General features: G+C 32.8%; 23 protein-coding genes. All 23 read left to right on the top strand.

The features are described 5' to 3' along the window. The first annotated feature begins 11 nt into the window (after positions 1–11). The 23 genes from rpsC (at position 12) to carA (ending at position 11,888) form a co-directional block, all read left to right on the top strand. Positions 12–737, top strand: coding sequence for a 30S ribosomal protein S3 (rpsC, locus tag H0I27_RS13420; RefSeq protein WP_158841427.1), 726 nt, complete (start codon positions 12–14; stop codon positions 735–737). Positions 738–759: 22 nt separating this feature from the next. Further along, the gene (gene rplP / locus H0I27_RS13415) at positions 760–1,191 is read left to right on the top strand and encodes a 50S ribosomal protein L16 (RefSeq protein ID WP_165732601.1); all 432 of its coding nucleotides are present in this window, start codon (positions 760–762) and stop codon (positions 1,189–1,191) included. 11 nt (positions 1,192–1,202) lie between these two features. Next, positions 1,203–1,394 (top strand): 50S ribosomal protein L29, encoded by a 192-nt coding sequence (rpmC, locus tag H0I27_RS13410; RefSeq protein ID WP_036825697.1) that lies wholly within the window; start codon positions 1,203–1,205, stop codon positions 1,392–1,394. A 20-nt stretch (positions 1,395–1,414) separates the two neighbouring features. Beyond that, a complete protein-coding gene (rpsQ, locus tag H0I27_RS13405) occupies positions 1,415–1,672 on the top strand; it encodes a 30S ribosomal protein S17 (RefSeq protein ID WP_065320234.1) in 258 nt (85 codons plus the stop codon). 1 nt (position 1,673) lies between these two features. Further along, entirely contained in the window at positions 1,674–2,042 is a 369-nt protein-coding gene (rplN, locus tag H0I27_RS13400) for a 50S ribosomal protein L14 (RefSeq protein WP_068451523.1), read from the top strand. A gap of 13 nt (positions 2,043–2,055) precedes the next feature. After that, positions 2,056–2,358, top strand: coding sequence for a 50S ribosomal protein L24 (rplX, locus tag H0I27_RS13395; RefSeq protein WP_068451526.1), 303 nt, complete (start codon positions 2,056–2,058; stop codon positions 2,356–2,358). Positions 2,359–2,366: 8 nt separating this feature from the next. Further along, positions 2,367–2,918: a 50S ribosomal protein L5 gene (gene rplE / locus H0I27_RS13390; protein ID WP_165732602.1), complete on the top strand. Its 552-nt coding sequence runs from the start codon at positions 2,367–2,369 to the stop codon at positions 2,916–2,918. A 3-nt stretch (positions 2,919–2,921) separates the two neighbouring features. After that, positions 2,922–3,191 (top strand): 30S ribosomal protein S14, encoded by a 270-nt coding sequence (gene rpsN, locus H0I27_RS13385; protein WP_165732603.1) that lies wholly within the window; start codon positions 2,922–2,924, stop codon positions 3,189–3,191. Positions 3,192–3,355: 164 nt separating this feature from the next. Further along, a complete protein-coding gene (gene rpsH / locus H0I27_RS13380) occupies positions 3,356–3,754 on the top strand; it encodes a 30S ribosomal protein S8 (protein ID WP_068451535.1) in 399 nt (132 codons plus the stop codon). Between the two features lie 9 nt (positions 3,755–3,763). Further along, complete coding sequence (gene rplF / locus H0I27_RS13375) at positions 3,764–4,309, top strand: 50S ribosomal protein L6 (protein ID WP_218731147.1); 546 nt, start codon at positions 3,764–3,766, stop codon at positions 4,307–4,309. Positions 4,310–4,320: 11 nt separating this feature from the next. Beyond that, on the top strand, positions 4,321–4,671 hold the full coding sequence (gene rplR, locus H0I27_RS13370) for a 50S ribosomal protein L18 (protein WP_165732605.1): 351 nt from the start codon (positions 4,321–4,323) through the stop codon (positions 4,669–4,671). Positions 4,672–4,674: 3 nt separating this feature from the next. After that, positions 4,675–5,199 (top strand): 30S ribosomal protein S5, encoded by a 525-nt coding sequence (rpsE, locus tag H0I27_RS13365; RefSeq protein WP_302849956.1) that lies wholly within the window; start codon positions 4,675–4,677, stop codon positions 5,197–5,199. Positions 5,200–5,210: 11 nt separating this feature from the next. Beyond that, complete coding sequence (rpmD, locus tag H0I27_RS13360) at positions 5,211–5,393, top strand: 50S ribosomal protein L30 (protein WP_036783629.1); 183 nt, start codon at positions 5,211–5,213, stop codon at positions 5,391–5,393. Between the two features lie 14 nt (positions 5,394–5,407). Beyond that, a complete protein-coding gene (gene rplO / locus H0I27_RS13355) occupies positions 5,408–5,857 on the top strand; it encodes a 50S ribosomal protein L15 (RefSeq protein WP_166382668.1) in 450 nt (149 codons plus the stop codon). A gap of 13 nt (positions 5,858–5,870) precedes the next feature. After that, on the top strand, positions 5,871–7,193 hold the full coding sequence (secY, locus tag H0I27_RS13350) for a preprotein translocase subunit SecY (protein WP_165732728.1): 1,323 nt from the start codon (positions 5,871–5,873) through the stop codon (positions 7,191–7,193). 1 nt (position 7,194) lies between these two features. Beyond that, positions 7,195–7,410 (top strand): translation initiation factor IF-1, encoded by a 216-nt coding sequence (gene infA / locus H0I27_RS13345; RefSeq protein WP_004568721.1) that lies wholly within the window; start codon positions 7,195–7,197, stop codon positions 7,408–7,410. 13 nt (positions 7,411–7,423) lie between these two features. Continuing rightward, positions 7,424–7,540, top strand: coding sequence for a type B 50S ribosomal protein L36 (ykgO, locus tag H0I27_RS13340; protein ID WP_004568720.1), 117 nt, complete (start codon positions 7,424–7,426; stop codon positions 7,538–7,540). Continuing rightward, positions 7,540–7,905, top strand: coding sequence for a 30S ribosomal protein S13 (gene rpsM / locus H0I27_RS13335; RefSeq protein WP_165732607.1), 366 nt, complete (start codon positions 7,540–7,542; stop codon positions 7,903–7,905). Before ykgO ends, rpsM begins: the two co-directional genes overlap by 1 nt. A gap of 77 nt (positions 7,906–7,982) precedes the next feature. Beyond that, entirely contained in the window at positions 7,983–8,366 is a 384-nt protein-coding gene (rpsK, locus tag H0I27_RS13330) for a 30S ribosomal protein S11 (RefSeq protein WP_036825729.1), read from the top strand. Positions 8,367–8,448: 82 nt separating this feature from the next. Next, positions 8,449–9,054: a 30S ribosomal protein S4 gene (rpsD, locus tag H0I27_RS13325; protein WP_208890009.1), complete on the top strand. Its 606-nt coding sequence runs from the start codon at positions 8,449–8,451 to the stop codon at positions 9,052–9,054. Between the two features lie 94 nt (positions 9,055–9,148). After that, positions 9,149–10,141: a DNA-directed RNA polymerase subunit alpha gene (locus H0I27_RS13320; protein ID WP_165732609.1), complete on the top strand. Its 993-nt coding sequence runs from the start codon at positions 9,149–9,151 to the stop codon at positions 10,139–10,141. Positions 10,142–10,201: 60 nt separating this feature from the next. Next, complete coding sequence (gene rplQ, locus H0I27_RS13315) at positions 10,202–10,675, top strand: 50S ribosomal protein L17 (RefSeq protein ID WP_068451564.1); 474 nt, start codon at positions 10,202–10,204, stop codon at positions 10,673–10,675. Between the two features lie 94 nt (positions 10,676–10,769). Then, the gene (gene carA / locus H0I27_RS13310; protein WP_218731145.1) at positions 10,770–11,888 is read left to right on the top strand and encodes a glutamine-hydrolyzing carbamoyl-phosphate synthase small subunit; all 1,119 of its coding nucleotides are present in this window, start codon (positions 10,770–10,772) and stop codon (positions 11,886–11,888) included. Positions 11,889–11,970: the final 82 nt, after the last annotated feature.

The following is an 11,970-nucleotide window of genomic DNA, read 5'->3' as shown; positions in this document are numbered from 1 at the left end:
TTAAAGTAGAAATGGGACAAAAAACTAATCCAATAGGAAATCGTTTAGGAATCATCAGAGGTTGGGAATCTAACTGGTACGGTGGTAATGACTACGGAGATAAATTAGCTGAAGATTTTAAAATAAGACAGTATGTAAATGCTAGATTATTTAAAGCAAGTGTTTCTAGAGTAATTATAGAGCGTACTTTAAAACTTGTAACCGTTACTATCACTACGGCACGTCCAGGTATCATTATTGGTAAAGGAGGTCAAGAGGTAGACAAGTTAAAAGAAGAGCTTAAAAAAATTACAGGAAAAGAAGTTCAAATTAATATTTTTGAAATTAAACGTCCAGAATTAGATGCAAAATTAGTTGCAGTTAGTGTTGCTCGTCAAATTGAAAATAGAATTTCATACAAGAGAGCTACTAAAATGGCTATTCAAGCTACTATGCGTATGAACGCTGAAGGAATTAAAATTCAAATTTCAGGTCGTTTAAATGGAGCTGAAATGGCACGTTCTGAACATTATAAAGAAGGAAGAATTCCACTTTCTACTTTTAGAGCTGATATTGACTATGCACTTGTGGAAGCTCATACTCAATACGGAAGACTAGGTGTTAAAGTATGGATTATGAAGGGTGAGGTTTATGGAAAAAGAGAATTATCTCCATTAGTTGGCTTGTCTAAAAAACAAGGTGGTAATAAAGGTGGTGGTGATAGATCTAAACGTCAGCAACCTCGTAGAAGAAAATAATTTTTAAAATTAGAAATTAAAAATGTTACAGCCAAAAAGAGTAAAATACCGTAAGGTACAGAAGTCGAAAGGAAATATGACTGGTATTTCTGGTAGAGGAAATCAACTTTCTAATGGGATGTTTGGTATCAAATCACTAGACCAGAATTTATTAACTTCTCGTCAAATAGAAGCAGCTCGTATCGCGGCAACTCGTCATATGAAAAGAGAAGGTCAGTTATGGATTAAAGTATTTCCAGACAAGCCTATCACTAAGAAACCTTTAGAGGTACGTATGGGTAAGGGAAAAGGAGCACCAGATCATTTTGTTGCAGTTATTAAACCAGGTAGAATTTTGTTTGAAATCGGTGGAGTATCGATTGAAGTAGCAAAAGAAGCTTTACGTTTAGCAGCTCAGAAACTTCCAGTAAAAACGAAGTTTGTAGTAGCAAGAGATTTTGATATTAACGCATAATTCTAAATAAAATGAAACAATCTGAAGTAAAAGAATTATCTATAGCTGATCTTAATGAAAAGCTTGGAGCGTTGCAAAAGAATTATACTGATCTTAAAATGGCTCACGCAATCACTCCATTGGAGAACCCATTGCAGTTGAGAAGTTTAAGAAGAACTGTAGCAAGAATTGCAACAGAATTAACAAAAAGAGAATTACAATAATTCTATAGTCAGTTTTAAAGATGGAAAAAAGAAATCTTAGAAAAGAGAGAATTGGTGTTGTTTCTAGTAACAAAATGGAAAAATCTATTGTTGTTGCAGAAACTAAGAGAGTAAAGCACCCAATGTACGGTAAATTCGTATTAAAGACGAAGAAGTATGTTGCACACGACGAACAGAATGATTGCAACGAAGGAGATACTGTTAGGATCATGGAAACAAGACCTATGAGTAAATCTAAACGTTGGAGATTAGTAGAAATCCTAGAAAGAGCTAAATAATATGTTACAGACAGAATCAAGATTAAAAGTCGCAGATAACACTGGAGCAAAAGAAGTTTTAGTGATTAGAGTTTTAGGAGGAACAAGAAAACGTTACGCAAGTATTGGAGACAAGATTGTTGTAGCTGTTAAATCTGCAACTCCAAACGGAACTGTAAAAAAAGGTCAAGTATCTAGAGCAGTTGTTGTAAGAACGAAAAAAGAAGTAAGACGTAAAGACGGATCATACATCAGATTTGATGATAACGCTTGTGTACTTTTAAATCCTACAGAGGAAATGAGAGGAACTCGTGTATTTGGACCTGTTGCACGTGAGCTTCGTGAGAAACAATTCATGAAAATAGTATCATTAGCACCTGAAGTGCTTTAAATCATTATATAAGATGAAGAAGTTCAAATTAAAATCAGGAGATACTGTAAAAGTAATTGCAGGAGATCATAAAGGATCTGAAGGAAAGGTTTTACAGATCATTAAGGAGAAAGATAGAGTTTTGGTAGAAGGTGTTAACTTAGTTTCTAAGCACACTAAGCCAAGCGCTCAAAACCCTCAAGGTGGTATTGTAAAGAAAGAAGCTTCACTTCACATTTCTAACTTAATGTTAGTTGAAGATGGTGTAGCTGTGAGAGTAGGTTATAAGGTTGATGGAGATACTAAGACTAGAGTCTCTAAAAAAACTAAAAAATAAGGATAATCATGAGTTACGTACCAAGATTAAAAGCAGAATACAAAGAAAGAGTAATAAAAGCTCTTACTGAAGAATTCAGTTACAAGAATGTAATGCAAGTGCCTAAATTAGAAAAAATAGTTGTTTCTAAAGGTGTAGGTGCTGCAATTGCAGATAAGAAATTAATAGATTATGCTGTAGAAGAGTTGACTAAAATTACAGGTCAAAAAGCAGTTTCTACATTATCTAAAAAAGATATCGCTGCATTTAAATTGCGTAAAGGGATGCCAATTGGTGTTAAAGTTACTTTACGTGGAGATAAAATGTATGAGTTTTTAGATAGATTAGTTACAGCTTCTTTACCTCGTGTTAGAGACTTTAACGGTATAAAAGCTAATGGTTTTGATGGAAGAGGTAATTACAATTTAGGTATTACTGAACAAATCATCTACCCAGAGATTAATATTGATCAAGTTAAAAAAATTAGTGGAATGGATATTACTTTTGTAACATCTGCAGATACTGATAAAGAGGCTAAATCATTATTAGGAGAATTAGGTTTACCATTCAAAAAAAATTAAGAAATGGCTAAAGAATCAATGAAAGCGCGTGAGCGTAAGAGAGCAGCAACTGTTGCTAAATATGCTGAAAAGAGAAAAGCTTTAAAAGAAGCTGGAGACTATGATGCATTACAAAAATTACCTAAGAATGCTTCACCAGTTAGAATGCATAACAGATGTAAATTAACTGGTCGTCCAAAAGGATATATGAGACAATTTGGTTTATCTCGTGTTACTTTTAGAGAAATGGCCAATCAAGGGTTAATACCAGGTGTTAAAAAAGCATCTTGGTAGAAAATTTTAAATAAAGCTCAAATATAAAAATAGAATGTGTATCTTTGCACGCTCTATTTTTTTTGAGTATAAGAATTTTAACTGATTATAGGTTCATTTATCACAGAGAAATCTGTAGCATAAATAGAGGTATTTGAAAACCGTAATCGCAATTTTAAATAAATATGTATACAGATCCAATCGCGGATTTTCTTACAAGAGTAAGAAATGCAATCGCAGCAGGACACAGAGTAGTGGAAATTCCAGCTTCAAACTTGAAGAAGGAAATGACTAAAATTTTGTTTGATCAAGGGTATATTTTAAGCTACCAGTTCAATGACGATAAAGTTCAGGGAACAATTAAGATAGCTTTAAAGTACGAAAGAGAAACAAAAGAATCAGTAATTAGAAAGATTCAACGAATCAGTACACCAGGTTTACGTAAATACGTTGGCTCTACAGAGATGCCAAGAGTATTAAACGGACTTGGAATTGCTATTGTTTCTACATCTAAGGGTGTAATGACAAACAAAAAAGCACGTCAAGAGAATGTTGGAGGAGAAGTTTTATGTTACGTTTATTAATCTATAGAAATGAGTAGAATTGGAAAAAATCCTATTAGCATTTCACAAGGTGTAGATGTTAATGTAAAAGACAATGTAGTAACCGTAAAAGGAAAATTAGGTGAGTTAACTCAAACTATTTCTGAAGGTATTACAGTAGAAATTGAAGATGGTATTATCACTTTAGATAGAGCATCAGAAAGTAAAAACCATAAAGCACAACATGGTTTAATGAGAGCTTTAATCAATAACATGATTGAAGGTGTAAGTAAAGGTTGGACTAAAGATTTAGAATTGGTTGGTGTTGGTTATAGAGCATCTAATCAAGGCCAAAAATTAGATTTAGCTTTAGGTTTCTCTCATAATATCGTTTTAGAATTAGCTCCAGAGGTTAAAATTGAGACAATATCTGAGAAAGGGAAAAACCCGATCATTAAATTATCTTCATTTGACAAACAATTAGTTGGTCAAATTGCTGCAAAGATTCGTTCTTTCAGAGCTCCAGAGCCTTATAAAGGAAAAGGTGTGAAGTTTGTTGGTGAAATATTAAGAAGAAAAGCAGGTAAATCTGCATAATATATAGCATTATGGCATTATCAAAGCTACAAAGAAGAGCTAGAATTAAGCGTAGAATTAGAAAGATCGTTTCTGGTACTGCTACTAAACCAAGATTATCGGTTTACAGAAGTAACAAGGAAATCTACGCTCAATTAGTAGACGATGTAAATGGAGTAACATTAGCTTCAGTTTCATCTAGAAATAAAGAAATAAACGCAAGTACTAAAATCGAAGCAGCAACAGCAGTTGGTAAATTAATAGCAGAAAAAGCTACTAAAGCTGGAGTTGAAACAATTGCTTTCGATAGAAACGGGTATTTATATCACGGTAGAGTTAAAGTATTAGCAGACGCTGCAAGAGAAGCGGGTTTAAAATTTTAAGAAATTATGCAAGGATATAAAAACGTAGAAAGAGTAAAACCTAGTGGGTTAGATCTTGTAGATAGATTAGTAGGAGTACAACGTGTTACTAAAGTAACAAAAGGTGGTAGAGCATTTGGTTTCTCTGCAATCGTAGTTGTTGGAGATGGTAATGGTGTTGTTGGACATGGATTAGGGAAATCTAAAGATGTTGCATCTGCAATTGCAAAAGCAATTGAAGACGCAAAGAAAAATTTAGTTAGAATTCCTATTTTAGATGCAACTTTACCTCATGAGCAAAAAGGTAAATTTGGTGGAGCTAAAGTTTTTCTTAAGCCTGCATCTCATGGTACTGGAGTTATTGCTGGTGGTGCTGTAAGGCACGTACTAGAGTCAGTTGGTATTCATGATGTATTATCAAAATCTCAAGGATCATCAAATCCTCATAACGTAGTTAAAGCAACTTTTAATGCTTTATTACAATTACGTAGTGCAGCAGGTATTGCTAAGCAAAGAGGGATTTCTTTAGAGAAAGTATTTAACGGATAAACCTAAGAACGATGGCAAGAATAAAAGTTACACAAGTGAAAAGTCAAATCGGACGTCTTCAAAGTCAAAAAAGAACTTTAGAGGCATTAGGTTTACGTAAAATGAACCAAACTGTAGAGCATGAGGCAACTCCTTCTATAGTTGGTATGGTAAATACAGTTAAACACTTAGTTTCTTTCGAAGAAATTAAATAAGATATTTAGAAAAAATGAGTTTACATAATTTAACACCAGCAGAAGGTTCCATTAAAAAAGGAAAAAGAATTGCAAGGGGTGAAGGATCTGGAAAAGGTGGTACCGCTACAAGAGGTCACAACGGACAGAAATCTCGTTCTGGTTATTCTAAAAAGATTGGTTTCGAAGGAGGGCAAATGCCACTTCAGAGACGTGTGCCAAAGTTTGGTTTCACAAATATTAATCGTGTTGAATATCAAGGTATCAATATTGATAAATTACAATCTTTAGTTGATAGTGGAAAGATAACAGATACAGTTACTTTAGATACTTTAATTGCTAATAGATTGGCAAGAAAAAACGACTTAATCAAGATATTAGGTAGTGGAGAGTTAAAGGCTAAATTAAATATAACTGTACATAAATTTACAGCAACAGCAAAAGCAGCTATCGAAGCAGCTGGAGGAGAAGCTGTTACTTTATAACATCCCGTAAATGATGAATTTTATTAATAGATTAAAAGAGATTTTCAGTATTGAAGAGTTGAAAAATAAAATTCTTCTTACAATCGGATTAATTGCTGTGTATCGTTTTATGGCTTCTGTTCCTTTACCTGGAATAGATCCATTACAACTTTCAGCTTTAAAAGAAAGTACTTCTGGAGGTCTTTTAGGTTTATTGAATGCATTTACAGGAGGAGCATTTGCTAGGGCGTCAGTAATGGCTCTTGGTATTATGCCTTATATTTCTGCATCTATTGTAGTTCAGTTAATGGGAATTGCGGTTCCTTATTTACAAAAACTACAAAAAGATGGAGAAAGTGGAAGAAAAAAAATTACACAAATAACAAGATGGTTAACAATTGGTATTACGTTAGTGCAAGCACCTACGTATATTACTGCTATTAAAACACAATTTGGTTTAGGACCAGAAGCGTTTTTAGTAAGTGGTGCTACTTTTTGGATATCATCAATTATCATTTTAACTGCAGGTACTATTTTTGCAATGTGGTTAGGTGAGCGTATTACAGACAAAGGTGTTGGTAATGGTATTTCATTATTAATTACTGTTGGTATTATCGCTAACTTTCCTGCTGCATTTTTACAAGAGTTTGTTGCTAAAACAACAAATGCAGGAGCAGGTGGTATTATGATGGTTTTAATAGAAATTATTGTTTGGTTTGTAGTAATTTTATTAACTGTGCTATTAGTTACTGCTGTTCGAAAGATTGCAGTGCAGTATGCTAGAAGAACGGTTGTAGGAAATGTACAAAATGTTGCAGGTTCAAGAGATTATATTCCTTTGAAATTAAATGCAGCAGGTGTTATGCCAATTATCTTTGCTCAAGCAATTATGTTTTTACCAGTTGCTTTAGCTCAGAGATTTCCAGCAATTGCTAGCTTACAAGATATGAATGGTTTATGGTACAATGTTATTTTTGCATTGTTAATTGTCATCTTTAGTTATTTCTATACTGCTATTACTATTCCTACGAATAAAATGGCGGATGATTTAAAAAGAAGTGGTGGTTTTATACCAGGTATTAGACCAGGAAAAGACACAGCAGATAGATTAGATTCTGTATTATCTAGAATTACGTTCCCAGGATCGTTATTTTTAGCAGCATTATCTATTTTACCAGCAATTGTAGTTCAGTTTGGAGTACAACAAAGTTGGGCCATGTTTTATGGTGGTACATCATTAATAATTATGGTTGGAGTTGCAATTGATACGTTGCAACAAATTAATTCGTATTTATTAAATCGTCATTATGATGGTTTGATGAAAGCGGGGAATAGCAACAGAAAATCGAATAAATAATATGGCTAAACAATCAGCAATTCAACAGGACGGAACAATTACAGAGGCATTATCTAATGCAATGTTTCGTGTAGAATTAGAAAATGGACATATTGTTACGGCACACATTTCTGGTAAAATGCGTATGCATTATATCAAATTACTACCTGGAGATAAGGTAAAATTAGAAATGAGTCCGTACGATTTATCAAAGGCAAGAATTACTTACAGATACTAAAAAAACAAAACAGATGAAAGTTAGAGCATCAGTTAAAAAAAGAAGTGCCGACTGCAAAATAGTTCGCAGGAAAGGTAGATTATACGTGATTAATAAACAAAATCCTAGATTTAAACAAAGACAAGGGTAATGGCAAGAATAGCAGGTATTGATATTCCAAAGAATAAAAGAGGTGTTATCGCATTAACTTACATCTTTGGTATAGGAAGCAGCAGAGCTCAAAAAGTTCTAGCAGAAGCAAAAGTAGATGAGAGCATTAAAGTTCAAGATTGGACTGATGATCAAATCGCAGCAATTAGAGAACAAGTAGGATCTTTCACAATCGAAGGTGAATTACGTTCTGAGGTACAGATTAACATCAAACGTTTGATGGATATCGGTTGTCAAAGAGGTATTCGTCACAGACTTGGTCTTCCTTTAAGAGGACAGAGAACTAAGAATAACTCTCGTACAAGAAAAGGTAAGAGAAAAACTGTAGCTAACAAGAAAAAATAAGTTAGATAAAGTAATAAAGATCTAATAATAGTCTAGGCTATAAGGTTAGAAAACTAAATTACTAAAACTGAAAAATTATGGCAAAAGCAAGTTCAAAAAAGCGTAAGGTAATCATTGATGCTATTGGAGAGGCGCACGTAACTGCATCTTTTAACAACATCATTATTTCTTTAACAAATAAAAAAGGTGACGTTATTTCTTGGTCATCTGCAGGTAAAATGGGTTTTAGAGGTTCTAAAAAGAATACTCCATATGCAGCTCAATTAGCAGCAGAAGATTGTGCAAACGTTGCAAAAGAAGCAGGTTTACGTAAAGTAAAGGTGTATGTAAAAGGACCGGGTAATGGTAGAGAATCTGCTATTAGATCAATCCATAATGCAGGTATTGAAGTAACAGAAATTATTGATGTTACACCTATTCCTCATAACGGATGTCGCCCTCCAAAGAGAAGAAGAGTATAATTTAATTTTTTAATTTGATAGGAACAAGATTATCGAAGGAGTAAGCCTTAATTCATAATCCCTATCTATAACAACAAAAGAAATGGCAAGATATACAGGACCAAAAACTAAAATTGCTCGTAAGTTTGGTGAAGCAATTTTTGGAGAAGATAAAAACTTCGAAAAAAGAAATTTTCCTCCAGGACAGCATGGAAATGCAAGAAGAAGAGGAAAGAAATCTGAATATGCAACTCAATTAATGGAGAAGCAAAAAGCGAAATATACTTATGGTATTTTAGAGCGTCAATTCAGTAACTTGTTTAAACAAGCACAAGCTGCTTCTGGGATTACAGGTGAAATCTTATTACAATTATGTGAATCTCGTTTAGACAACGTTGTTTACAGAATGGGTGTTTCTAACTCTAGAAGTGGAGCTCGTCAATTAGTTTCTCACAGACATATTACTGTTAATGGAGAAATAGTTAACATTCCTTCTTATAGTTTAAAAGATGGAGATGTTGTAGCTGTAAGAGAGAAATCTAAATCTTTAAGTGCTATTGAAAATGCATTAGCTTCTAACAGCAATGTTTTTGAATGGTTAACTTGGAATACAGATACTAAATCTGGAACTTTTGTAAAAGCACCAGAAAGATTACAAATTCCAGAAAACATCAAAGAACAATTAATCGTAGAATTATATTCTAAGTAATAAATTAAACACATTGAAATTCGGCCAAAGGGTTTATAAATATTTCTTCACATTTATAAACCGCGCAACCGGATAACAATTAAAACGAAGAAAAATGGCAATTTTAAATTTTCAAAAACCAGATAAGGTTATTATGATTGAATCTACTGATTTTACAGGTAGATTTGAGTTTAGACCTTTAGAACCAGGTTTTGGTTTAACAATAGGAAACGCTTTAAGAAGAGTTCTTTTATCTTCTTTAGAGGGATTTGCAATTACATCATTAAGAATTGATGGTGTAGAGCATGAATTTTCTACTGTATCTGGGGTTGTAGAAGACGTTACAGAAATTATTTTAAACTTAAAACAAGTTCGTTTTAAGAAACAAATAGAAGAAACAGATAGAGAAACTGTATCTATTTCATTATCTGGTCAAGAGCAGTTTACTGCAGGAGACTTACAGAAATTTATCTCTGGTTTTCAAGTATTGAATCCAGATTTAGTAATCTGTAACATGGATAAATCTGTAAAGTTAAATGCAGAAATTACTATAGAAAAAGGTAGAGGATTTGTACCAGCAGAAGAGAATAAAAAAGCTTCAGCACCAATAGGAACAATCTTTACAGATTCTATCTACACACCGATTAAGAATGTAAAGTATGCAATCGAAAATTTTCGTGTAGAGCAAAAAACGGATTATGAAAAATTAGTTTTCGATATCGATACTGATGGATCAATCAATCCTAAAGATGCATTAACTGAGGCTGCAAAAATATTAATCCACCACTTTATGTTATTCTCTGATGAGCGTATCACTTTAGAGGCAGATGAAATTGCACAAACAGAAACGTATGATGAGGAGTCATTACACATGCGTCAGTTATTAAAAACTAGATTAATCGACATGGATTTATCTGTTAGAGCTTTAAACTGTTTAAAGGCTGCAGAAGTAGATACATTAGGAGATTTAGTTTCTTTTAACAAAAGTGATTTAATGAAGTTTAGAAACTTTGGTAAAAAATCATTAACAGAACTAGAAGAATTAGTGATTGTTAAAGGTTTAAGTTTCGGTATGGATTTAACAAAATACAAATTAGATAGAGATTAATTTTTCATAATTTGCTCCTCATAACGAGTTGATGCAAGATGAAATTATAAAACAAAGGTCATGAGACACGGAAAAAAGCATAATCATTTAGGAAGAACTACTTCACACAGAAAGGCAATGTTAGCTAATATGACATGTTCTTTAATAGAACATAAACGTATTAACACTACAGTGGCTAAAGCAAAAGCATTAAGAGTTTTTGCAGAACCATTAATAACAAAGTCTAAAAGTGATACTACTCACAACAGACGTGTTGTATTTTCTCACTTACGTGATAAATATGCAGTTACAGAATTATTTAAAGAAATCTCTGTAAAAGTAGCAGATAGACCAGGAGGTTATCTTCGTATTATTAAGTTAGGAAATCGTCAAGGGGATAATGCTCCTATGGCAATGGTTGAATTAGTTGATTACAACGAAATTTACAATCCTAATGGTAAAAAAGCTAAGAAAACTACACGTAGAGGAAGAAGCAAAAAAGCAGATGCTCCACAAGTAGAAGGAACAGCAACAGAAGAAAAATCTGAAGAATAAAAAATGAAAATTTTTTAAATTATATAAAAGGGATAAGCGTTTACGTTTATCCCTTTTTTTTATATTTTTGCATTAAGAAACACAACAACTATCAATGAAATATCAAACACGAAAAAAAGCGCTTGTTTTATTAGCAGATGGAACAATTTTTTATGGTAAATCCGTAGGAATAGAAGGAACGTCTACCGGAGAAATTTGTTTTAATACAGGTATGACTGGCTATCAAGAAATTTTTACTGACCCCTCTTATTTTGGTCAATTAATGGTTGCAACAAATGCACATATTGGTAATTATGGGGTAAATGACAACGAAGTTGAATCTGATGGAATAAAAATATCAGGTTTAATTTGTAGAAATTTTAGTTTTACGCATTCTAGAGTAGATTCTAATGGTAATTTAAAAGATTGGTTTACTAAACACAATCTTGTAGCTATTTCAGATGTTGATACTAGAGCTTTAGTGGCGTATATTAGAGATAATGGAGCTATGAATGCTATTATTTCTACTGATGTAGATAATATTGATGCTTTAAAAAAGCAATTAGCGGCAGTACCTAGTATGGAAGGTTTAGAGTTGGCTTCTAAAGTGTCTACAAAAGAACCTTATTTTGTTGGTGATGAAAATGCTGAGATTAAAATATCTGCCTTAGACATTGGTATTAAAAAGAATATTTTAAGAAATTTAGCAAAAAGAGGAGCTTACATAAAAGTGTTTCCTTACAATGCTAAGTTTGAAGATTTATTAGATTTTAATCCTGATGGTTATTTTATTTCTAATGGGCCTGGAGATCCAGAACCATTGATTGAAGCACAAGAAGTAGCTAAAGAAATTATAGAAAGAAATTTACCGTTATTTGGTATCTGTTTAGGACATCAAGTAATTGCTTTGGCTAATGGAATTTCTACTTATAAAATGCACAATGGTCATAGAGGAATTAATCATCCTGTAAAAAACTTGTTGACAGGTAAGGGTGAAATCACTTCACAAAATCATGGTTTTGCTATCAATAGAGAAGAAACGGAATCTAATGAAAATGTAGAAATTACACATGTTCATTTAAATGATCATACTGTTGCAGGAATTCGTATGAAAGAAAAGAATGTTTTTTCTGTACAATACCATCCAGAAGCTAGCCCAGGACCACACGATTCTGAGTATTTATTCGATCAATTTATAGAAAATATTACCAAGGCTAAAGCAGTGATAAGTTAACATTTGTTAATTTATTTCATCTGAAAACGTTTTCGTAAGTAACTATTTAAAACCACTCATTTATGAGTGGTTTTTTGTAAAT

The sequence above is a fragment of the Polaribacter sp. HaHaR_3_91 genome (assembly GCF_019278525.1).
Taxonomy (GTDB): Bacteria; Bacteroidota; Bacteroidia; order Flavobacteriales; family Flavobacteriaceae; genus Polaribacter.
Note: the sequence above shows the minus strand (reverse complement) of the source record. Positions and strands in the feature narration are given on the sequence as shown.